Origin of the sequence: Brucella pituitosa (assembly GCF_003049685.1) — a bacterium.
Taxonomy (GTDB): domain Bacteria; phylum Pseudomonadota; class Alphaproteobacteria; order Rhizobiales; family Rhizobiaceae; genus Brucella; species Brucella pituitosa.
In genome coordinates this window covers 594,994-617,877 of the sequence record NZ_PYSY02000003.1, presented here as the reverse complement: position 1 = coordinate 617,877, position 22,884 = coordinate 594,994, and the positions used below count along the sequence as shown (strand labels likewise).

The window sequence follows — 22,884 nt, the reverse complement described above, 5'->3', positions numbered from 1 at the left end:
GAACATACATTCGTTATCACTTCTCCAGCCGCCACGATAGGTTCTCTCCGAGAACTGCCAATGATGGTCTGCCCTTGAAGGTTGACAGCAAGCCATAGCGAATGGTCAAACCAAACTTGTGTGGCTCTGATGTCGCCAGAGAAACTGAGAACGGGAGAAAGTTGATGCGTTTGAAGGCTATTGCGCTGTGCCTTATGGCAGGATTTTGTACTTCGGCATTCGCACAGGACAGCACACATGTTTTGGAGCAGGCCTTAAAACAAATACCGCAAAAGACACTTACAAAACCCGAAGCGATGCAGATATTTTTCCTGGACACGCAAGCGTGGCGGGGTTTGGAAAAAGCAGGGCCGTCAGCTAACGGAATGCGAAGGCTTGTTCTATCACAACCAATCCGGTCGCTTGAATCGATCGGATATGGACTGGATGCCTGGTCGAAAAACGCAAAGATCTCTTTCGACGATCTCACCTATTTTGCCGCTTTTGGTCAGGCCCCGGGTAACGTTACCTATTGGGGTCTACAGAATGAACAAGCCAGTCAATCTTTGGTCAAGGCGCTTAAAGACACTGATTTTTCTGATGTAGACAGTGACGTTTCAGGTCTCATTGCAAATGGCGAAGCCAACAAGCTTGATTTTACGAAAGCGAATGCTGGAAATCCCTGGCGCGGAGCAACCGGCGCAACGAGCTTCGTTTTGCCTCTTGATGCTGCCGTGGTTCAAGCCTCATCCGCAAGTGACATGAAGATATTGGCTCAACCCACGCCCTCGGTGGCTGATAGCGAAATCATTGCTACAGCTGTTAACGGGCTGAAGAGTGCAATTCCGTCAGAGAACGGTCAGATTGTGCAGGCCGCGATTATATCTCCCATTTTTGGTCTGGACGGTGTTGATCCCGCAAAAATATTGCCCTCTTCGCCAGGTGATATAGAAGCCGCAAAGCAGTCTTTCAAAGACAGTGTGGCAGAGAATAGCCGGGGGATTCCTCCCTATTTTGCGGGATTTATCGCCGATGCCCAAATCGATAATGCACCCGCTGTCGTCATTTCACTTTCCTATCTCGACTGTTCAACGGCCGAGCAGGCAGTCAACGGCGTCGTTGCCTCCTGGAAAGAAACGGTAGCTGGAACGGTAGAAGGCGATATTTCCGGGCATGCCGTTCAGGCAGGCAAACTTTGTGCAGGCGTGGTTAGCATTGTTGCGCCGAAAGCAGAGACCGCTGCAAACCCAATCTTGTCAGATGTGATGAACCGCTATCTGCAGCGCGATTTCACAGTCTTGCAAATTGGTTCATCGCTCTAATCTCACTTTATAATTTTCAAACTCAGGCGCAACCGCTTCCTTCTTGGGAAAGACGGGTTGTGCATTGTGCACGAGACGGTACAATCAAACAAAATTATAAGAGAGGGACCAAATCATTGGCGCAAAAAGCCAGCCCCCAAGAAACAGCTTCTGATAAGCCGGTTCTTCTCAGCGGCGGGAATCCGCAAATTCCAAAGGCAGACGGCAATGAACCTGTTCGGGCTTACATCGCTGCCATGCCCGGTTGGAAACGAGATGTGGGGCAAAAGCTGGACGCCATTATTGAGAATCTGGTGCCAAATGTTTCAAAAAAGGTTCGCTGGAACACTCCATTTTATGGAGTAGGGGACGGCACATCCTTCACTGCGTTCCACTGCATGACGAAATATATCAAAATAACCTTTTTCAAAGGGACAGACCTGACACCAATGCCACCCGAACCGTCAAAGCAAGCCAACGTGCGGTATTTTCATATTTTTGAACCTGGAGACTTTGACGAAGCGCTGTTCGCGGACTGGATAAAGCAAGCCTGCGGCTTGCCCGGCGAGAAGATTTAACACTGCTCATACGCTTTATATCCAGAACACCCTTCATGCTGATTCAATCACATATGACGAATTGTTAGTTTTGTACTTATCAATTTGGTTTTCTATTATAGAATGCTGTCCATATTTATCGCCAATGATATAATGAATATCTATAAATGCCTGCTATTAATTGGGTGTATCTGCATGTTTTTAATATATATAGTTACTGCATGTAAAAACTAATATTAAAAACAATTGACATTTAATGTAAATTAACTCAAACAGTTATTAATTTGAATAAATTCATATTTCAATATGCTTGTTTTATCAATAATGAGAATTATAAATGTACTTTAATTTTGCTCCCAAAAAATTAAACTTTGTCACAGTCTTTTCGATCCTTAGTGTATCTTTGATCCTCTCAGGCTGTGGTGGACGAGAAGCAAAACCGATCGCAGCAACGCATCCAGCCGACAGCGCATTTGACTGCGTGGGAATTTCGCGTGAGTTTGCTGCTAACGAACGCCAGATAGTGGCGACTTTGAAAGAGCGTTCACAGGCTCAGGGCAAAAATATCATTCTGGGGGCTACGGGAGCTATTCTATTCTTTCCGGCGCTCTTTTTCATGGATCCGAAATCGCCTGAAAAAGTTGAAATCGATGCCTTACGGAACCGCAACAGGGTTCTTGAAGATATAGCAAGGACGAAGAAGTGCTCCGTACCCGTTTCCCAATTGACAGATGTCTATAGCAAACTGGATCAACGCGATGGTAGACGAACTACGAAGATAAGAGACTGAACTACGAATTCAAAGACATCGGTGGCGGGCTGTTAGTTCGTCACATCCGTACGGCTATGCATTGAGCATCGCAGAAAGCTCGGATAGCATTGCACGCAGTCTGGCAATGCGTCCTCGTATCATGTTATTTGATGAGCCGACATCAGCCTTTGATCCAGAAATGGTGAAAGAAGTTCTGGATGTGATGGAAGAACTTGCCGCCGATGGCATGACCATGATTTGTGTAACGCACGAGATGGGATTTGCGCGTTCTGTGGCTGATCGGGTCATTTTTATGGATCAGGGCAGGATCGTCGAAGATAATGCCCCGAACCTCTTCTTCGATGCTCCATCTACACCGCGTTTGCGTGAGTTCCTATCGCAGGTAATGCACTAGTATAATATTGAATCTATTGGTGTTTTCTGATTTGAAGTTCCTCAACGTGGATGCAACACAAATGATAGGAACTTCAAATCCACCACACTAATTGAGATGTTTATTGAACTCGATGGGCGTCAAAATGCTCCATTCCGCTGTCGCCACAACTTCTGGTGTTGAAGCGGTTTATATGATCCGTGAGAACCAATTCGCAAACGGCAATGTCTCGCCATTCGAAGTTTCCCTGCAACTTGCAGCATAAATGTGCCCGGCAAAATTTGCGGCTGTACCGTTGGCGAATACACCCGAACAGATGTAACCAAATTACCGGCTCTTCTTTTGCATCAATTAACGGCACAATAGCCATGAAGTTGAAAGTCCTCAAACCATCAGGGGTCGGACGTTTGCAAGGAGAAATGGCGATGAATGAACTGCGTCCCATATCCAACGAGACCCTCACTGTAGGCGGCGTCCAAGGTACGTCTTTAACCACTGCGGCTGGACATCTGGCGCTCGTGCCGACATGGCTCCCTTTCGGTGTCGCTTCAGGCACAACGGCTAATTCCGCTGGAAGCGGTGGAATGGGACTGAGCGTCGGTGTGATCAGCAGCGACGCATCCGCCGTATTCGTTCCGTCCAACACTGCAATTGCCGGTCCGGGAGCCGGGTCGAACGCGGACCAGTTCAACAATGCACTGATCAATCAGCATGTCGTTGAAATGGCTGGAATGGGAGGAGACGGAGGAAACGGCAATGTCGTGATCGGCGGAACCGAAGGGGCGACCTCCAATCATGCAGGAAGCGGTGGCGACGGGGTTTTCTTCGGTGGACTTGTTAGCTCCGACGTTGCGGTTTTTGCTCCCGTCAATGCTGCGGTTGCAGGAGGATCCGATTCCGTGGCATCTGCCAACCAGACCAACAACGCTGCCTTCCTGCAAGGCGCGGACCAGATGGCGGGCATTGGAGGCTCGGGTGGATCCCATAACGCCGCCGGGTCTGTTTCGGCCTCTCCGATACATACAGACACGGGAAATTCCTATTCTTTCACCGGTGACAACTATGCGGGGCATGGCGGAGCGGGTATTTTTGCTGGCACCATGATCGATGTGAACGTGGCGATCTTCTCCCCAATCAATATCGCTGTTGCTGCCGCTGGCGGCAATGCAGAGGCGCACCAGACAAACAACGTGATTTTCGATCAGGGTGGCACGCAGATTGCCGGGATCGGCGGTAATGGCGGCGGCTTCAACATGGCTTCAGACACAATTTTCACCGGCAGCACAGGTGCTGGAAGCGGTGGCGACGGTGTTTCCTTGGGCAGTCTGGTGGACGTGAATATCGGGTATTTCCACCCGATCAACATTGCGGTTCCAGCTGGTGGAGTGGCCGACGCCCAGCAGATAGACCAATTGCTTGTCGATCAGCATGCTCTACAGATTGCCGGTATCGGTGGTTCTGGCGGCTTCGACAATATGACCGACACAAGCCATGATGCGCTTCTTGCAAGCGATATTCTTGGCCTTCTTCATGCTTGATAGGTTCCGGTCAGTCCCCACCCTAAAGTAGGTACCCGAATTTCTAGCTAGTCCCGCAACATCAACACGCGCACTCTTTGGAACGCGGTCGGTAGCGCGATTTTACCAATCTCTCATCCGGGAATGCGGGCTGCCTAGACTGATATTCGATGACTGATGTTCAATCCGAAACAGGGCAGGGGCTCAACAGGGAGGAATTAAAAAATGCCTATTCCGAGAGTTTCCGACACAATCCATCTCAGTGACGTTTATGCAGGCGACGCTCATGCCGGTAACGGGGCTGATGGCTATAATTTTGGGAATATCAATTACAATCCAAGTGCAGTCGTGGCCAATACGCAAAACGTAACAGGCGCAGCCGTTGATGTGCATAGTGGCGATTCCCCGTGGTTAAACGCCAGCTGGGACGCAGGCCATGCCGGACATGGTGGTGGAGCTGATGCAGCGAACGGCTTTCTCGCCAACATCACCAACAATGGTGATGGCGGAGCTGGCGGCGACGCGAATTCCAACGGCAGTCTGGGTTCTTCGAGCGGTGGCAATGTAGCAGCCGGTCAAGCGGACACCAGTGCCGTTCAATATACCGAACTTCTGGCCGACCAGCACGCAACGATCCTTGCAGGGGTCGGTGGCAATGGCGGCGATGGGAACATGGCTCGCGGCGGTGATATTTCCTCTGCGCTCGTGCACTCAAATCCAGAAACGACGACCACAACAACCACAATGACAACCAATGATATTGCGAACTTTGTCGACAGCTTTAACGACAATTTTCACGATATCGATCTGAGCCATCTGCCATTCTGATCGGCAGTTGGCTTTTGCTGGGTAGTCGAGAAATCCGACTTGGGAGCGACGGTTGAAATCGTTGCTCCCCATTTTACCCAGAATTGCCGATACGCTGACATTGCCTCACAGGCCAATGGGCATTGTGAACCTACGTTAACTTTGGAGATATCGACGGAGACGACGGATGACAGCGGCATTTACGCAAGCGCGCTATACAGTGACCCCGTTGGTCGCTGCCCTGCGTCGCTGTGCCGGTGCCTTCGGTTTGGTCTTCGCCTATAGTTGCGGCTATAATATTTTTCTGCTTGCTCCCTCCCTCTATCTTCTTCAGATTTACGATCGTGTTTTGTCGAGCCGCAGCGTCGATACTTTGTTGATGCTGACGATCATCATCGCGATAGCCGTTGTTGTCGGGTCTTTGCTCGATATCGTGCGCCGCGCCGCACTTTCCCGGATCGGCAGCTGGCTCGACCGCCAACTACGTCCTGTTGTCATGAATGCATCCTTCGAATATGCGGCGCGCACCGATGCCGGATTGGCCGCTGAAAATTATCGTGACCTTTCGGTTTTGCGCCAGTTTCTGGATTCTCCATCATGTGCGCTGTTGTTCGATATTCCCTGGGCTCCAGTTTTTCTTGTGTTGCTTTTTCTGGTTCATCCGCTCCTCGGATTCATTGGTTTGAGCAGTGCATTGTGCCTGCTGCTTTTGGCCTTGTTGAATGAATTCACGACACGCGAATTGAATGAACAGGCAAATATTGCGCAGGCACGAAGCTATTCCCGCTTCACAATGGCTCTCAAATATATTGGTGTGATCCGCGCGATGGGAATGCAACATGGCGCAGCTCACCTCATTTACCGGGACGCCGAGGCTGTCAGAACTGCCCAGGACGGTGTGGCACATCGAACAGAGGTGCTTCAGGCATTCTCGAAATCGGTGCGTGCATTGACGCAAATTTTGATGATGGGTGCCGCGACATGGCTCGTCCTCCAAAACAACAGCAACCCCGGTATTATTTTTGTCGCCAGTCTGTTGCTGGGACGTGGACTTGCACCCGTAGAAGGCGCCATAGGCGCGTGGCGGGCACTGGCCTTCGTACGCGGTGCATTCAATCGTCTGAACAAGATGCTCACTCTGGTTGCTCCCGGAGACAACAGGAGAACCATTCTGTTACCGGAGCCCAAAGGTCAGCTTGTCCTCGACAATGTCGGTTATCGGTTCCCTTCATCGGATCGGTTCATTCTGCGAGGCGTGTCGTTTCAGGTCGCTCCGGGTGATTGTGTTGCTTTGATCGGCCCTTCTGGATCGGGCAAATCGACTCTCGGACGAATTCTGGCTGGGGTTTCACGGCCCACCTGCGGATGTGCTCTTCTGGGCGGCATCGATATTTCGCTGCTTCGCCATTGCGACAATGCCCGCCATATTGGCTATCTTCCGCAAGATATCGAACTTTTCGGCGGCGCGATCAAAGATGTCATCGGTCGGCTCGACGGTTCGGATCCGCGTAAGGTTATCGAGGCTGCCAAACTCGTGGGACTGCATGAGACGATCATGCGACTGCCGCAGGGATACGAAACCGATATCGGCGAAGGTGGCGCCTTGCTTCTGCGGGCGCAACGCCAGCAATTGGGACTGGCGCGTGCAGCCTATGGCAATCCTCCTCTCGTGGTCCTTGATGATCCAAATTCCAGTCTCGACTATGAAGGCGAGCGGCTGTTGTTCGACGCCATAGAGCGTATGAAGTGCAGGCAAATTACAATTGTGATCATCACGCATCGAATGGGTATCCTGCCTGTGACCGACAAAATCGCTGTGATGCGCGACGGTATGGTGAGCGCTTTTGGAGATAGCGAGAAAATCTTCGATGCTTTCCTTCGCGTCCCCGCGAAAACTGGACCGTAAGGGATGTCTCATCATGACCCTCATCCCTTTTGAATTTCCGGTGAAGGTAGCAAATGCATTGAAGTATTCGCTGCTATTGGCTCATTTGCGAGCAATACAGCTAAAGCTTCCGTCTTTCCCGCTATTGCCGCTTGGGAAAAATACTCTGCCAACGCCGCTGACATCACGACCAAGGCTGCGCGGCGTAGCCTGGACAGGAAACCTGCTCGTATTGATCTTCGTTGCAGGCTTTGGAATATGGGCAATTTTCGCACCGCTTAAAAGTGCAGCGATCGCTGTGGGGATTGTCGAAGCGGAATCCAGCCGCAAGACCATTCAGCATCTGGAAGGCGGTATCGTTCAACAGATTTATGTCCACAATGGAGATTTGGTTTCCAACGGTCAGATTCTGATCAAGCTGGACGATACAAAGCCCAGGACGGAACTGGTCGGTATTCAGGGGCAGCTGTGGGACGCGCAGGCGAGCCAGACTCGGTTGGTAGCTGAACAGGCCAACGAGATGCAACTTTTGTTTCCGCCGGAGTTGGAACAACTTGCTCCGCACAATCCGGCCGTTAACGCCATTGTCGTCGGACAACGAAGAATATTCGAAGCCCGTCGCGACGTCTATCGATCTGAAATTGCCATAACGCACGAGAAAATGGGGCAGGTGAAGGAAGAGATAACCGGTTTGGCAGCGCAAAAAATGGCCCTGACGTCCCGCATTGAGATCACACGCCAGCAACTGGACATGATAAATCCGCTTGTAAAAAAGGGGCTCGAGCGCAAAACGAGTGTACTCAATCTCGCACGCGAGAAAGCTGATCTTGATGGACAGTTGGGAGAGACCATAGCTCAGATGTCCCGCGCTTATCAGGTGATCAATGAAGCGCAGGCCAATCTCGTGAAGCTGGAGAGTGACCGCCAAAACGAGATCGCGAAAGAACTGCGCGAGACCGAAAATCAGCTTTTCCTGTTAAGCGAGCGGTACCGCGCAATCAACGATCAGCTGATCCGTACGGATATCAAGGCGCCCGAAACCGGGATTGTCATGGATTTGCGCATTCACACGACGGGCGGTGTTATCGGGGCAGGCGAGCCTTTGCTGGATCTGGTGCCGCAGGATGGCAACATGATCGTGTCAGCGCATGTGCGGCCTGAAGATATCAACCTTGTGCGCCCCGGCTTGAACGCTCAGGTGCATCTTTTGCCTTATGATCAGCGGCGCGTGCCTCTTCTGGAGGGGCAGGTGACATATGTGTCTGCCGACCGGCTTATCGATAAACAGACAGGCCAGCCCTATTATGCCGCGACGATCCGCGTGACCGACGACGAACTGATGCAGGCCGGAGACGTGGAAATGATCCCCGGAATGCCGGTGCAGGCCCTGATAGAAACCGGTGAAAGCAGCGTCGCACTTTATGCTGTCAGGCCATTGCTGGACAGTTTTCACCGGGCTTTCCGCGAAAACTGAATGACCTGTGCCTATTGAATAGCGCTCCCATTGGAGGTCACTTTGGCACCAAGTAATAGAACGACTTCGGTCCTGTTCTGAACACGCAGTTTGCGCATAATATGCTGCAAGTGCATCTTCACGGTATTGCCGGAAAGATTGAGCTTCTCAGCAATGACCTTGTTTGAATGACCGCGCTGCAGCTCGGCCAGAACGTCAGCTTCGCGCGGCGTGAAACCAGTAATGGCTGGCTGGTGCCAGTTGTAGTTCATATTATCGGTTCCATCGTCGGCCAATTCTGCAGTTGATCTGCCCTTGACAGAGATCGTTGCCTGGATCGTGCTCTGAGCACCCTGCGGATGCGGGCAGAATATGCCTCCCGCGAGTACCAGCCGAATGCCGGCCAGAGCGATCTCTACCGGAAGGGATGATGTAAAGAAGCCTCGCACCCCCATTTTGATCGCTTGCGATTCAATTAGAATGTCATCTCTGTTGGAGAAAAGAGCAACTGCGGCCCCGTGAAAGTGGCACTCGACCGCAACCAGATCTTCCAGCAGGGTAGGGTGGTCCATTGACCGCCCAGCTAAATCCAACATAATGAGAGCCACGTTTCTGCCGCGCGCTTTGACCAGTTCGATCGTTGAATCAATACCAAGAAACTCCCATCCGGCAAGTTCGTATTCAAGGAATTTTACAATGCATGTGCGCGCGAGAGTGTGCTTGGCCACGATGATCATCGTCGGACATTTTCGCACAGCGCGCGGTACAATTTCATGCCTGGTTGACACTGCAGGCTCCGTTTCTCCAATCACCGGAGATCTTCTCCACAGTTCTGAATGTCCATCGCAAGCCAGCATTCGATGGCGTTCCGGGATATTCGTATTGTGCACGAGGATGAAATATCTTTTAAAGATATTATCATAGATGTTGGTGGGATGACAAAATTATCTTTGGTTTATATTTATCTTCCAGATTTATAGGCGGATGTTATAATAATTAACATAGATTAATCTTGCCTTCTTTCCAAGGCGGATAATGTCATCTACCTTCTTACTATTCGTGTCTTCAAGAATTGGACATGTGCTTCTGAAAAAACAGCGCAGGTCACCTACAGTTCTCAGGGAACAATCGGCCTCACGTCGTACCAAAACTGTGAAGATCGACAACAATTTCAATTGTGCAATATGCGGTGCAGACAATCAAGCTGATGGGCTTTGTCGCAAATTTTCGCTGCTGCCGGGGTACATCGGCGCCAGCCTATGTAATTGAGTGAGGTGAAAGCGGATGACGATGGATTTCAAAGAGGTGCATATGATCCGAAAAAACCATATTGCAAACGGCAACCGTTCAGCATTCAAAGTCTTTGTAGAACGCGCAGCTTAAGTGCAACCAGAGATAAGGCCGCATTTCGTATGCTGATACTTTGCGATAAAATGCTTACCGATCCTGTGTCTTCCGGAAAGAATGTTGTTTCAGTCTCGGGCTTTACAATCTTAGACAATAGGGATATTCCATATCCTTAATTGTCGAAGGACTCCTCGAATGATGCTTAAGAGCCAGGTAGAGTGGGCTCTCCACTGTTGTGCTATACTCTCGGGCCTGCCCGAAGGTCGTTATCTTTCGACCAAGGCACTTGCTGAGCTCCACGGGCTTCCCAAGGAATATTTGTCAAAGGCGCTGCAGGCGCTCTCGCAGGCCGGTCTCGTCCACACAACGCTCGGCCCGTCAGGCGGCTATCGGCTCGCCAGACCAGCCAGCGAACTGACATTCCTCGACATTATTGAAGCGGTGGAAGGAAACGGGCGCACATTCGTGTGCCAGAATATTCGCGCAAACAATCCTTGCCGTCCCAAAGGATACTGCGAAAGTCGGCCCTGTGCGATCGCACGTATCATGTGGGAAGCTGACGAGCGTTGGCGGGAATGTCTACGCGCTGTAACTTTTTCGGATCTCGGCAATATTCTGCAAGGCGAGATCACACCGGAAATCTGGTCAGGTACGTTTGATTGGGTCATGAAACGAGCGGGATGATCTTAGGCAACTGATGGTGTCTTGTGAGGCTTGACCACTGGCAGCACATAGCTCAAGACGGGCATCGCCAGAGATAATCCATTTGCGGTGCAGTGCTGGTGCACCACATCGATAATTTCGTTGCGCGCTGGGGTTCTCGCAGCCGGACCTGCCACTCGAAACTGAAGTTCAACATCAATGGCAAGCGCATCGATCCCCTTCAAGGCTACAATCGGCGCTGGCGACTGGACGATACGGTGGCAGCGCATGAGCGCGGCTTTCAGGATTGTCTCCACGTCGGCTGGTCTGCTGTGGAATGCAATGCGGATCGGTAGAATAATGAGATGGGTCTCGTCTGGTCTGGAGAGATTGATTAAACCGAGTTTGGCCAAGGTTGAGTTGGGAAGAACAACCAGATTGTTAAACGGTGTTAGCACTTGGGTCGAACGCCAATTATTTTCTACCACGTGGCCCTCCGTCCCATCAGCTAGTTGAATCCAGTCACCGATCGAAAAAGGCCGTCCAAGTGTCAGTGCAATTCCCGAGAATAGATCGCCGAGGGTATTCTGGAGAGCTAGCCCGATGATGATTGCGACAACGCCAGAGGTTGCAACCAATGTGCCAACCGGTGCCTGAAAGACGAAGCCAACGATCGAAAGCGAAACGCCAAGATAAACTCCGGCGACGATCAGATCCTGTATAAGTCGTGCCTCCTGCGGGCGATGGTCGAGAAAAATGTAAAGGCGGACGAAACCAATGCTCGCCCAGGCAAGATGCACCCACCACAGAAGACGTGCAGACATGTCGAGAATAACCGCACTATTCAGCCCAGTACCGGTTTCCAGGCGATGTGGTAAGACACCGCCATTCACGAAAAGCAGGGTCATGGCTGAAAAAAAGCCGATCTGAACAATCAACCTGGCTGTCGGGCGGCTTGCCCCTTGCAGGTGCCAGACGATGATGCCAGCGACGCCGAGCATATTAACGATTAGAAAGCTGATGCTGTTGGGCGTCGCAAACATGTTTATCTTCCTTGAACCCGGTCAATGTCAGACATGGCGTATGATCGGTAAGCTGGCCTATTTTCCCAGCGGAAAGGTCAGTTCTTTCTGATCTGTGTCGACCACAAAAACAGCGAGCAGTCTCGCCACGTTCTTATCACTGCCGTTCCTGCTGACCGCATGCCGGTCGCCTGGATATTCTGAAAAGCTTTCGCCAGCTTTATATGTTTTCACTGGACCATCGTTCACTTGGCTGACAATCGAGCCCTCGAGAACGGTTGCATAGATGAAGGCTGAATCGGGATGAGTATGAGCGTCTGAAAAGCCACCGGGGCCATATTCGACCAACACGCCCTTTAGGCTTTTTCCCGGTATGTTTGGCAGTTCGTGTTCGTAGACGAGCGTAACCTTTGCAGCCTTCTCAGCTGGCGCGTGATGCGCGTTTGTGGCGTTGATTGTCAACAGGGCAACAGCCATAGCTGCAAGAGTTCTCATGATCATAGTCATTATCCTTTCGGGTTCGGGGACGGCTGTTGGTTCCGCGAGACGTTTGCCAGCCAGTGGTTGAAGTCTGTTTTGCCGAGTTGCGGATGGGCATTCGAAACGAGAGTGTCATCCTCGAGATAGGCGCCAAAGTACCTGGCATCGCGATCGGCAATCACCGTTCGCGGATCAGATGTCTCTTTGAGATAGCGAGCGACGAGTTCGTTGAGTCGAAAGCGCTCAGGTCCCGCGATTTCGATCACGCCATTGACGGGTTGCCCCAGTGCAATATTGACCATAGCGTCAGCAACGTCGTCTGATGCTATTGGCTGCACGAAAGCAGGTGACAAATGCACCTGTTCAGCCTGCACCGCGGACTTAACAATGCCATCCAAAAATTCCATGAACTGGGTGGAGTGGACGATAGTATAGGGTATGCCGGCTTCGATTATCAGCTGCTCCTGCTTAAGCTTTGCGCGAAAATAGCCGCTTTCCTGCAATCTATCCGTACCCACCACCGAAAGAGCAATATGATGACTGACGCCGGCTGCCTTCGCGGCTGCAAGCAGATTACGACCCGATGTCGCAAAAAACGTCATCACCGCTTCATCTTCAAATGAAGGAGAGTTGGCCAAATCAAGGACAATGTCCGCTCCAACGAGAACGTCGGCAAGACCTTCACCCGTCAATGTATTGACGCCCGTGTTAGGGGAGGCGGCGATCACACTATGCCCCTTTGCCCGCAGGCGTTCCGTGGTCTTTGAACCGATCAGACCGGTCCCTCCGATAATCACAATTTTCATAGGTTTACCTCCGCCAGTCGTGCTGGCACCATCAATGATTGCAGGCAGGCTATCGTGAACCTGGACAGTCTAGCTGAGCCCTGCTTTTTCGAGCCCGTAGAGCTTGTCGGCAGAACCGGGAACCGCCTTGAAGGCGACGCCGGCGCGATTCCACGCATTGATGGTCATGATGGAAAACGTGAGGTCGGAGAGTTCTTTTTCGGACAACTGACCGCGCACACGTTCATAGAGTTCGTCAGGAATGCCAGTGTCACTGATGACGGTAAGCGCCTCCGTCCACGCAAGGGCCGCTCGTTCGCGTGGATGAAAGAGATTGGATTCACGCCAGATCGCAATGTGATGAAGACGCAGTTCGCTTTCACCATGGATTTTCGTTTCCTTGATATGCATGTCCAGGCAAAAGCCGCAACCGTTGAGCTGAGAGGCGCGGATATTAACGAGATCGCGGATCGATTGTTCGATCACGCTGTTTTTCAGCGATATGCTGAGCTCTGAGAGTTTCTTAAAAAAATCTGGTGACTGGGTCGCGTAGTTTAGGCGCTGTGTCATGGATATCTCCTCTATTAAGGATATCTTTTATCCTTATGGATATTAGATATCCTTAATATCTGGACATGCAATCAAAACCAGACTAAGCATCGGTCATAATGCTCATGCGCAAACGTTATAGGAGGGTAAGGACATGGATGTTGTTTCAGCGCTGCGAAGCTTTGTGCGTGTCACAGAAGCTGGCTCCTTCTCCGCAGCGGCCCTAGACCTTGGTTTGTCGCAACCTGCTGTGTCGCGGCAAATCTCTGCTCTGGAAGACCATTACGGCGTCCGCTTGTTTCACCGTTCAACGAGCGCTTTGGCGCTTGCAATTGAAGGCGAGAAGATGATCCCCATGGCGAAGCGTGTTATCGAAGCTATGGACGCACTTGGCGAAAGCGCGACAAGTGAGGGCAAGGCCGTCGTCGGAAAGGTCAGACTGAGTTTGCCGTTTCCTCTCGGTCTGTATGTAAGTGCACGTCTGCCGCTGCTTTTGAAGGCACATCCAGGATTAAGTGTTGAACTCCTTACACGCGATGAACCATCGGTTCTTGTCGGTGAGGGGATCGATCTTGAAATCCGCATAGGCGAGATCCCAGATGGAGCTCTGATTTCCAGACGGATCGGGTGGACAACGGCTTATCTGGTGGCTTCACCTGACTATCTGCAAGGCCGAGTGATGCCCACGCGTCCCGCAGATATTGCACTGCATGAGTGTATCTATTACAGGCGTGGTGCAGGCCAAAGAGCTTGGAGATTTCAGGATGGCGCAAAAGAAGTAAGCGTTTCGCTGGCACCCCGCTTGATCTGCAGCAACGCTGCCACCGCGCACCGGGCAGCTCTTTGTGGCGGAGGTCTCGCGATCCTGTCGCATATTCTAATCCAACAAGATTTGGCAGACGGTCAATTGATAAATCTCATGCCTGAATTCCCGCCAGTGAGGCTGCCAATCAACATCGTCTACGCGTCGCGTCGTCATATTTCGCTGCGCGTACAAACCGTGCTGGAATTTATCATATCTATCGTGCGCGCCGATCAACAGATGTGGACTGCTCAAAGAGTTTAGCGGTCGGACAAAAAAGATGACTATTGTCCGCTCTGAAAATTGCCCGATTATAGACTCCGTAAGCCGATCTAGCCGACATTTCTCCTATTTATAATTCGGCGCAAAATAGTTTGAAATAACTGAGATTTGGTATTCAAGCCCAATTTAATAAAAGCTCTTTTACGATGGGTCTTTACTGTCTCTTCCGAGATTTTGAGCTTGTTGGCGATCTGGCGCGCATCGCTGCCATTCAAATCTAGTAAGAGAACTTCCTGTTCGCGATTAGAGAGCTCCCCCCGTGACAGGCCGTGAAGTGCACTTTGCAGTATATTGTCGTCGCTTACATGAGCCAGCTGATGGTGTTGCCAAAACCGACTGTAAAGTGCACTGAACGTCTGGTTGAGCCCTTTAAGCGTTGAGAGTTCATGTGCCTGAAAAGCATTGTAGCCGGAGCGGTAAAGAGCGATTTGAACCGTTTGTAGCGGCGATAGTCTTACAGCAATAGCCAGTTCGGAACACCGTTTGGGGAAGCCATGCGTACGATACCCGATTTCCTCCGCATCATCTATCTCAATGCCGGTAAATTCAGCGAGGGGCTTTCTGACGGACTGGCTGCGAGCCAATTGCCCCATCGTGTAAGTACCGCTCTCGATTCCGATCCGGTGATGCTGGTAAAACGGGTTGAGACGATATGTTGTCTTGCGGTAGCTATCGACAAATCTGCTATCCACGAGATGACTGATATCGTCGTCCAGAATATAGACTAACTCATCACCCGAATAGATGTACATTGCTGTTGCATCCGCCTGAACCAGGCGGTTGAGCGCTCTCATCGCGACGCGTGGATATTCAGGATTGTCGATCGCTGAGATCATTTCAGCGACTACAGAATCTTGTGTTTTGTTCGTTCCACTGTGCTGCATTTTCATCATTGTATTTATGCTCACTGCCCGCTGATGTTCTGTCCCCCCTAGGGGTGATACCAGCGCGAATTTTCCCAGTGTAACCGTTTGCCAGCAGTACTCAAGACTGTTCTAGGAAACGGGAGGTTCCAAACATGATTAAGCGTGCAGTCCTATTCGCCAGTGTAATCTCGATGTTCGCTGGAGCAGCACATGCGAGCGACCTGAACGTGGCTTCGGTTACGGCCAACGTGCCATTTGAGTTTGAAGATGGCTCCGGCAATCTCGTTGGTTTCGAGGTTGATCTGGTGAACCTCATTGGTGAGCGCACCGGAAAGAAGATCAATTACACTCAGATGCCATTCAACAGCATATTCGCGACGGTACAATCCGGTCGTGCCGATATTGCGATTGGCACGGTCACGATTACGGATAAGCGTCTGGAGTCTGTTGCTTTCACGCAGCCTTATTATGATGCGGACGCCTGCCTCACAACGAGTTCAAAGGGCGATGTGAAAAGCCTGAAAGACTTGAATGGCAAAGTGCTGGCCGTTGTAACCGGAACAACCGGCGAGATGTGGGCGACAGAAAACAAAGACAAATACGGCATTACCGAAATCAATCGTTACGATGGCGTCAGCGAGCCGATGCTCGATATCGCCACCGGACGCGTGGCTGCTTTTGTCCACGATTGCCCGATTGACGCATATTACATCAAGGACAAGCCGCAATATGCGATTGTTGACACGATCCCAACGAACGAACAGTTCGCAATTATGCTGGCGAAAGACAGCCCGTTACTGCCAGAGCTTGATGCTGTGATCAGTAAGCTCAAAGAAGACGGCGAAATCGCTCGCATCCATGAAAAATGGTTCGGCAGCGCACCCGCCAAAGATTCCAGCACCGTTGCTGTACGCCCAATCCCCGGCAAATGATCGCCAGTTGATCAGTAAGCTGCCGGAGATTCTCCCGGCAGCTTTTCCTGACGGATAATTCGTCTTCCACTATTCGGATGTTTGGTCCCGCCTATGGATTTTTACTCAACGTTTCTGAACTTTGAGGTTCTGAAGAACGCTGCCCCGTTGATGTTGCAGGGCTTCGGATTGACAGCACTGCTGGGTATAACGAGCCTGATTGTCTCGGTCATTCTCGGGCTCGTGCTTGTTCTGATCAGGATGTATGCACCGACACCCATCAGAATTTTTGCGATCGCTTACATAGATGTTTTCCGTGCAATTCCGCTGCTGGTTTTGCTGGTCCTTGTCTATTATGCGCTGCCCTTTGTAGGACTTCGGTTATCTGCGTTCTGGGCTGCAACAACAGCAATTTCACTGGTTGCGTCAGCATATATGGCCGAAACGTTCCGAGCCGGTATCGAAGCCGTTCCTCGCGGGCAGTTTGAAGCGGCGCACGCTCTCGGGTTCTCCTGGCCACGACTGATGGTGGATATCATTCTGCCGCAAGCGATGCGCCTCGTTGTTCCTCCGGCAACCGGGGTTGCTGTTGGCCTGATAAAAGACACGGCACTTGCCTCGGTTGTGGCGCTGCCTGATTTGCTGAAACAGGCAACACAGGCGCAAGCTTACTACGCTAATCCCTCACCCCTCGTTGGCGCTGCCATACTCTACCTGTTGATGCTGATCCCTCTGGTCCGCGTCGTCAGCATGCTGGAAAAGCGGCAGAAAAAGCGTCGATAGTGGTTGCGCGGGAGGAAGAACATCATGAGTAACGAAAATCCGAACAAGCAGAGCTCTGAGACACTGATCGAGATCTCCGCTTTGGAAAAATACTACGGCAAATTCCATGCATTGAAGAATGTTAACCTCTCTGTACGGCGAGGTGAGGTTGTTGGCATTATCGGTTCATCCGGTTCCGGCAAATCAACGCTTATCCGATGCATCAACCTTCTTGAGACGTTTACATCCGGCAAGATTATCGTTGATGGTGTTCCGGTTCGGGAAGGCAAAGAACTCGTAAAAGTTCGCGCCGAAGTCGGAATGGTCTTTCAGCAGTTCAATCTGTTTCCGCATATGACAGCTTTGCGCAATGTCGCAATTGCGCCTGTTCGGGTGCGTGGTCGCAGTTGGGCGGAAGCTGAAGAAAAGGCGCACCAGCTCCTGCAACGCGTAGGTTTGAGTGAGCACGTCAATAAGTATCCAGATCAGTTGTCCGGTGGACAACAGCAGCGTGTCGCAATCGCACGCGCATTGGCTATGGAGCCGGAAGTGCTGCTGTTTGATGAACCGACATCGGCACTGGACCCCGAGATGGTCGGAGAAGTGCTGGATGTGATCCAGAGTCTCGCACGCACTGGCGTGACAATGCTGGTTGTGACCCATGAAATGTCATTTGCGCGCCGTATCTCGGACCGCATCATCTTTATGGAAAAAGGCGAGATCATTGAACAGAACGCACCTGATGCCTTCTTTGATAATCCGCAGACCGAGCGTGCCCGGTTCTTTTTGAATTCTATCGTCCATGCCTGAGTATTTTCTGTCCTGATACAAGAAAGGACAACTAATGTTGCAGAAACAAATGTTCCCGACGCAAGCGCGCGGCGCAGTCCGCTCTCTTTCCAGCTCACAAATCAGAGAAGTGGCCAACAGTGCCATGGGTCGGGAAGATGTTCTTCCATTCTGGTTCGGCGAGACAGACCAGCCGACGGCTGCTTTCATACGCGATGCAGCGTCAGAGTCGCTTTCGGCAGGCGAAACATTCTACGCCCAGAATCTCGGTCGCCCTTACTTGCGCAATGCTATTGCCGAATACATGTCCGACCTTCATGGACGCACAATTGAGACGGATCGTATCAGCGTGGTTGGTTCAGGCGTTACAGGCCTTGGAGTTGTATCGCAACTGATGCTTTCTCCCGGTGATCGGGTGGTTGCTATCACGCCACTTTGGCCTAATATCACGGAAATTCCGCGCATTTCAGGCGCTCATGTCGAACGCGTTTCGTTGAATGTGAGCGGGGGAAAATGGTCGCTTGATCTTGATCGTCTGTTGTCTGCACTGACGCCAGAGACAAAAATGCTGATTGTGAACTCGCCCAACAATCCAACAGGATGGACGATTTCCGATGAGCAAATTGAGGCAATCACTACCCATTGCAGAAGGCTTGGGATTTGGGTCGTTGCCGATGAAGTCTATGAGCGCCTGATCTACGATCCATCGGTTCGCTCTGCTCCAAGCTTTCTGCGGCATATGAATGCCGACGAACGGCTTATCTCTGTCAATAGTTTCTCCAAAGCCTGGTCTATGACAGGTTGGCGCGCTGGCTGGATAACGGCTCCTGTCACGATGGCTGACGATCTGGCGAAGTTGATCGAATATAACTTCTCTTGTGTTTTTGAACCGATACAGCGCGCAGCCACCGTGGCACTCCAGCAGGGCGAAGCTGAGATTGCAAACCTTCGTGCACGGCTGGCACGAACCCGCAATCGGCTGGTATCCGGTCTTCTTGATATACCCGGAGTGGACGTCCCGGAAGCTGGCGGAGCTATGTATGTGTTCTTCCGCATTGCGGGACAGTCAGACTCCGTTGAAACCGCCAAACGGCTCGTTTCTGAGGCCGGACTTGGCCTGGCGCCGGGATCTGCATTTGGGCCAGAGGGCAATGGGTGGCTACGCTGGTGTCATGCAGTTTCGGATGAGGCTCGCCTCATGGAGGGCGTCAGCCGACTTGCAAAATTTGTCCAGCGCAAATCGTGAAACCGAACTAGCTCTGGGAGAAATCTATGTCTGCTCAGGATTTTTTGAAAATCGGAACGTTTGTAGGGCGTGTTTGGCGTGAAGATGTCCAAGGGCCGTCTGTTGTCGTGATACGCAACGGACAAGTGATCGACATCACCAGCACTGTCGTACCAACAATGCGCGACCTTCTCGAAATGGGCGATCCCGCGGCCTATGTCGCTCAATCGGTGGGCGAACCAATTGCCGATATATCAAACCTGCTCAATAGCGGGTCTGATGGCCGCGTACATTTGTTGGCCCCGATTGATCTTCAATCCGTGAAGGCTTGTGGGGTCACATTTGCCCGTTCTATGATTGAGCGCGTGATTGAGGAGAGGGCTGCTGGAAACCCGGAACTGGCGGCGCGTATTCGTGGCCGTATTGCCGCTGTTATTGGGGAAAGCATACGTGACCTTAAAGCCGGATCGGCAGCCGCAGAGCAGGTTAAGACGGCTCTGATTGATGAAGGCGTGTGGTCGCAATATCTCGAAGTCGGTATCGGGCCAGATGCCGAGGTGTTTTCCAAAGCTCAGGTCTTATCCTCTGTTGGGCATGGCGCGGAAGTAGGTCTTCATCCTGCTTCCAAGTGGAACAACCCCGAACCGGAAGTGGTGCTGGCCGTCAACAGTCAGGGGCGCATCGTAGGGGCAACGCTGGGTAATGACGTGAACCTTCGCGACATAGAAGGGCGGTCCGCACTTTTATTAGGCAAGGCGAAGGACAATAACGCCTCGTGTTCAATAGGTCCGTTGCTGCGCTTATTTGATGAAACCTATGATCTCGATGATGTGCGCACGGCTGAGTTGACGCTTACTGTTGAAGGCGATGACGGCTTTTTGCTTTGTGGGCATAGCTCAATGAAAGAGATTAGCCGCGACCCGCTTGATCTGGTGGCGCAAACTATCGGGCCGCATCATCAATATCCCGATGGTTTAGTTTTGTTCATGGGAACTCTTTTTGCTCCCACTGAGGATAGGGGACAGCTCGGACAGGGCTTCACCCATCATGTTGGTGATGTTGTATCTATATCCAACAGTGAACTGGGCACGTTGCGCAACACGGTGAGGCTCTCAACGGAATGTCCTCCCTGGGTTTTTGGCGCATCCCATCTCATGCGAAATCTGGCAGAACGAGGACTGCTCTGACAAGCGTATGAAACCGTGTTTTTGTCTGGCGGATGGGTGAGGGCAGGCAGGTCCTCGCTGAAACTATGCCAATCGGGGTGCCAAACCTTTGGCGCAATCAATCTAAGGGAGAGAGAAAATGAAACTGGTCAGATTTGGAGAAGCTGGTTCTGAAAAGCCGGGGATTGTGGATGACAATGGTTCCATTCGCGATCTGTCATCTGTTCTGAGCGATATTTCCGGCAAGGAGCTTCCTACAATTGGAACGAAGCTCGCGGGCATCGACGTTCAGAATTTGCCTCTGGTCCCAGAGGGCACGCGACTGGGTTCCTGCATCACTGGCGTTGGCAATTTCATCGCCGTTGGTCTCAATTACGCAGACCATGCGGCGGAGAGTGGAATGACTGTTCCGACAGAGCCGGTTTTGTTTAACAAGGCACCGTCCTGCATTGTTGGTCCTAACGATACTGTGCTTATTCCACGTGGATCGCAGAAGACGGACTGGGAAGTCGAGCTTGCTATCGTGATTGGCAAAGCCGCATCCTATGTAACTGAGGATGAAGCTGCCGATTACATTGCCGGTTATTGTGTTTGCAACGATGTCTCTGAGCGATCGTATCAGCTCGAGCGCGGGGGCAACTGGATGAAAGGCAAGGGCTGCCCGACATTCGGTCCCCTGGGGCCGTGGCTGGTGACACCTGATGAGATTGCTGACGTTGATGCCCTTGCGATGACGCTCGATGTCAATGGCGAGCGTGTTCAAAACGGTTCAACCAGCACGATGATTTTCAAAGTGCCTTTCATTGTTTCCTACATTTCTCAATTCATGAAGTTGGAGCCTGGTGATGTCATTACGACAGGAACACCTCCCGGCGTCGGAATGGGTATGAAACCTCCACGTTACCTGAAGGCCGGCGACACGATGAGAGTGGAGATTGAGGGCTTAGGTGTCCAAAAGCAGATCACAACTGCCGCCTGAGTGTGTGACTGAAGGTGAGGGGATATCGATGAATCGGATTGATATGATCGGGAGACGCGTCATCATAACGGGTGGCGCGCAAGGTATCGGCTATGCGATCGCTGACCGACTGGTGCAGTCAGGGGCTGCCGTCGCAATTTGGGATCTGAATGCTGGTGAGGCTGAAAAAGCAGCCAGAAAACTTTCCAATGATTGCATCGCGCTTGGTGTCGACGTCGCAGACGAGGACAGTGTTGCGAATGCTGCAGCTCGAACCCGCGAAGTATTTTCAACCGTCGATGGCCTGGTTAACAGCGCAGGTATTACAGGCCAAGTTAAGCCGCTTGTAGAATATGATCAGCACGAATGGAACAAAGTAATCGCAGTTAATCTGACTGGTACGTTCAATTGTTGCCGTGCGATCATTCCATTGATGGCTGCGAATAATTATGGGCGCATTGTCAATATTGCGTCTGTGGCAGGCAAAGAGGGAAATCCCAATCTGGCCGCCTATAGCGCCGCAAAGGCTGGCGTGATTGGCCTGACGAAATCACTCGGAAAAGAGCTGGCAAAAACGGGTATTGCGGTGAATTGCATCACGCCGACGACTGCCAAGACCCCCATACTCGACGGGCTTACACCAGAGTTTATCGATTATATGCGTGTGCGCATCCCACGTGACCGTTTCGTTGAACTGAACGAAGTTGCTTCTATGGTTGCCTGGATGTTGTCCGAAGAAAACTCATACACCACTGCCGCCACATTTGATCTCAGCGGTGGCAGGACAACTTATTGAGATATTTCGTTCTCACATAGAACACTGATGGAGACATCGACGTGTCAAGCAATCTCAACGGAAAGACTGTTCTTATTACTGCAGCTGCGCAGGGAATAGGGCATGCAAGTGCTGTTGCATTTGCAGCAGCGGGTGCAACAGTATACGCGACTGACATCAATACGGACGCGCTCAAGCATCTCGACAGCTATGAGCACATAAATACCCGAAAACTCAACGTACTGAATGAAGCCGATATTGCTTCACTCGTAAACGAGATCGGAAATGTCGATGTTCTGTTTAATTGTGCAGGCTGTGTTCATAGTGGCTCTATTCTTGAAATGCGGGATGAAGACCTTGATGCAGCGATTAATCTCAATATTCGATCAATGATCCGCACGATACGCGCGGTCCTGCCGGGAATGCTCGCCCGTAAGGATGGGACGATCATCAACATGTCGTCTGTTGCTTCAAGCGTAAAAGGTGTGCCGAACCGCTTTGCTTATGGTTTGACAAAGGCAGCAGTCATAGGTCTGACAAAATCTGTTGCGGCAGATTATGTTTCAGCTGGCATCCGTTGTAATGCGATATGCCCCGGAACGGTTGAAAGTCCATCTTTGCAACAGCGGCTTCGTGAGCAAGGCGACTACGAATCTGCACGCGCTGCCTTTATCGCCAGACAGCCCATTGGGCGAATTGGTCAACCGCAAGAAATCGCTGATCTGGCTGTTTATCTCGCCAGCGCAACCTATACCACCGGACAGGCATACAACATTGATGGTGGCTGGACGATCTGATGGTGTGATTTTGCAGTTCATCGCACGCTTTTGCTTTTCGTGCATGAACTCGTGTTGAGACGCAAAACTATCTTTATTGATT

Annotated in this window: 23 protein-coding genes and 1 pseudogene; 18 read left to right on the top strand and 6 right to left on the bottom strand. The window is 51.4% G+C overall.

The annotated features are described in order from the left end of the window. The first annotated feature begins 164 nt into the window (after positions 1-164). The 8 genes and pseudogenes from C9380_RS23160 (at position 165) to C9380_RS23125 (ending at position 8,665) form a co-directional block, all read left to right on the top strand. Positions 165-1,301: a hypothetical protein gene (locus C9380_RS23160; protein WP_128094814.1), complete on the top strand. Its 1,137-nt coding sequence runs from the start codon at positions 165-167 to the stop codon at positions 1,299-1,301. Between the two features lie 116 nt (positions 1,302-1,417). Further along, complete coding sequence (locus C9380_RS23155) at positions 1,418-1,858, top strand: DUF1801 domain-containing protein (RefSeq protein WP_247877631.1); 441 nt, start codon at positions 1,418-1,420, stop codon at positions 1,856-1,858. 316 nt (positions 1,859-2,174) lie between these two features. Next, complete coding sequence (locus C9380_RS23150; RefSeq protein WP_105535128.1) at positions 2,175-2,627, top strand: hypothetical protein; 453 nt, start codon at positions 2,175-2,177, stop codon at positions 2,625-2,627. A gap of 85 nt (positions 2,628-2,712) precedes the next feature. After that, positions 2,713-3,003: pseudogene (locus tag C9380_RS23145) on the top strand (ATP-binding cassette domain-containing protein); the annotation flags it as partial. Positions 3,004-3,407: 404 nt separating this feature from the next. Then, entirely contained in the window at positions 3,408-4,520 is a 1,113-nt protein-coding gene (locus C9380_RS23140) for a hypothetical protein (RefSeq protein WP_128094813.1), read from the top strand. A gap of 204 nt (positions 4,521-4,724) precedes the next feature. Next, a complete protein-coding gene (locus C9380_RS23135; protein WP_100557827.1) occupies positions 4,725-5,327 on the top strand; it encodes a PE-PGRS family protein in 603 nt (200 codons plus the stop codon). A 166-nt stretch (positions 5,328-5,493) separates the two neighbouring features. Then, positions 5,494-7,212 (top strand): type I secretion system permease/ATPase, encoded by a 1,719-nt coding sequence (locus tag C9380_RS23130; RefSeq protein WP_105535126.1) that lies wholly within the window; start codon positions 5,494-5,496, stop codon positions 7,210-7,212. Between the two features lie 13 nt (positions 7,213-7,225). After that, the gene (locus tag C9380_RS23125) at positions 7,226-8,665 is read left to right on the top strand and encodes an HlyD family type I secretion periplasmic adaptor subunit (RefSeq protein WP_128094812.1); all 1,440 of its coding nucleotides are present in this window, start codon (positions 7,226-7,228) and stop codon (positions 8,663-8,665) included. 11 nt (positions 8,666-8,676) lie between these two features. On the opposite strand, the gene C9380_RS23120 is transcribed toward C9380_RS23125, so the two are convergent. Further along, positions 8,677-9,381, bottom strand: coding sequence for a helix-turn-helix transcriptional regulator (locus tag C9380_RS23120; RefSeq protein WP_128094859.1), 705 nt, complete (start codon positions 9,379-9,381; stop codon positions 8,677-8,679). 805 nt (positions 9,382-10,186) lie between these two features. Between C9380_RS23120 and C9380_RS23115 the strand changes: the two genes are divergently transcribed. Further along, positions 10,187-10,675 (top strand): RrF2 family transcriptional regulator, encoded by a 489-nt coding sequence (locus C9380_RS23115; protein ID WP_100557831.1) that lies wholly within the window; start codon positions 10,187-10,189, stop codon positions 10,673-10,675. 2 nt (positions 10,676-10,677) lie between these two features. Here the strand turns inward: C9380_RS23115 and C9380_RS23110 are convergent, their stop codons facing one another. From C9380_RS23110 to C9380_RS23095, 4 genes are all read right to left on the bottom strand, one after another. Next, the gene (locus C9380_RS23110) at positions 10,678-11,676 is read right to left on the bottom strand and encodes a mechanosensitive ion channel family protein (RefSeq protein ID WP_128094811.1); all 999 of its coding nucleotides are present in this window, start codon (positions 11,674-11,676) and stop codon (positions 10,678-10,680) included. Positions 11,677-11,733: 57 nt separating this feature from the next. Beyond that, the gene (locus C9380_RS23105) at positions 11,734-12,156 is read right to left on the bottom strand and encodes a cupin domain-containing protein (protein WP_128094810.1); all 423 of its coding nucleotides are present in this window, start codon (positions 12,154-12,156) and stop codon (positions 11,734-11,736) included. A gap of 5 nt (positions 12,157-12,161) precedes the next feature. Continuing rightward, positions 12,162-12,941 (bottom strand): SDR family oxidoreductase, encoded by a 780-nt coding sequence (locus tag C9380_RS23100; RefSeq protein ID WP_128094809.1) that lies wholly within the window; start codon positions 12,939-12,941, stop codon positions 12,162-12,164. 69 nt (positions 12,942-13,010) lie between these two features. Then, a complete protein-coding gene (locus tag C9380_RS23095) occupies positions 13,011-13,490 on the bottom strand; it encodes a carboxymuconolactone decarboxylase family protein (RefSeq protein WP_105535120.1) in 480 nt (159 codons plus the stop codon). Between the two features lie 133 nt (positions 13,491-13,623). Here C9380_RS23095 and C9380_RS23090 point away from each other — a divergent pair, with 133 nt between their 5' ends. After that, positions 13,624-14,535, top strand: coding sequence for a LysR family transcriptional regulator (locus C9380_RS23090; RefSeq protein ID WP_128094808.1), 912 nt, complete (start codon positions 13,624-13,626; stop codon positions 14,533-14,535). A gap of 68 nt (positions 14,536-14,603) precedes the next feature. On the opposite strand, the gene C9380_RS23085 is transcribed toward C9380_RS23090, so the two are convergent. Then, positions 14,604-15,446 (bottom strand): helix-turn-helix transcriptional regulator, encoded by an 843-nt coding sequence (locus C9380_RS23085; protein ID WP_111785974.1) that lies wholly within the window; start codon positions 15,444-15,446, stop codon positions 14,604-14,606. Positions 15,447-15,571: 125 nt separating this feature from the next. Here C9380_RS23085 and C9380_RS23080 point away from each other — a divergent pair, with 125 nt between their 5' ends. The 8 genes from C9380_RS23080 to C9380_RS23045 all read left to right on the top strand — a co-directional run bounded on the left by C9380_RS23080 (position 15,572) and on the right by C9380_RS23045 (position 22,802). Next, on the top strand, positions 15,572-16,351 hold the full coding sequence (locus C9380_RS23080; RefSeq protein ID WP_128094807.1) for an ABC transporter substrate-binding protein: 780 nt from the start codon (positions 15,572-15,574) through the stop codon (positions 16,349-16,351). 93 nt (positions 16,352-16,444) lie between these two features. Next, positions 16,445-17,113: an amino acid ABC transporter permease gene (locus C9380_RS23075; RefSeq protein ID WP_100557838.1), complete on the top strand. Its 669-nt coding sequence runs from the start codon at positions 16,445-16,447 to the stop codon at positions 17,111-17,113. A gap of 24 nt (positions 17,114-17,137) precedes the next feature. After that, positions 17,138-17,902 (top strand): amino acid ABC transporter ATP-binding protein, encoded by a 765-nt coding sequence (locus C9380_RS23070; protein ID WP_100557839.1) that lies wholly within the window; start codon positions 17,138-17,140, stop codon positions 17,900-17,902. A gap of 34 nt (positions 17,903-17,936) precedes the next feature. Continuing rightward, positions 17,937-19,127 (top strand): pyridoxal phosphate-dependent aminotransferase, encoded by a 1,191-nt coding sequence (locus C9380_RS23065; protein WP_128094806.1) that lies wholly within the window; start codon positions 17,937-17,939, stop codon positions 19,125-19,127. A gap of 26 nt (positions 19,128-19,153) precedes the next feature. Beyond that, on the top strand, positions 19,154-20,293 hold the full coding sequence (locus C9380_RS23060) for a fumarylacetoacetate hydrolase family protein (RefSeq protein ID WP_128094805.1): 1,140 nt from the start codon (positions 19,154-19,156) through the stop codon (positions 20,291-20,293). Between the two features lie 118 nt (positions 20,294-20,411). Then, positions 20,412-21,251 (top strand): fumarylacetoacetate hydrolase family protein, encoded by an 840-nt coding sequence (locus C9380_RS23055; protein WP_128094804.1) that lies wholly within the window; start codon positions 20,412-20,414, stop codon positions 21,249-21,251. Positions 21,252-21,279: 28 nt separating this feature from the next. Further along, complete coding sequence (locus C9380_RS23050; RefSeq protein WP_128094803.1) at positions 21,280-22,026, top strand: SDR family NAD(P)-dependent oxidoreductase; 747 nt, start codon at positions 21,280-21,282, stop codon at positions 22,024-22,026. A gap of 41 nt (positions 22,027-22,067) precedes the next feature. Next, positions 22,068-22,802 (top strand): SDR family oxidoreductase, encoded by a 735-nt coding sequence (locus tag C9380_RS23045; RefSeq protein WP_128094802.1) that lies wholly within the window; start codon positions 22,068-22,070, stop codon positions 22,800-22,802. Positions 22,803-22,884: the final 82 nt, after the last annotated feature.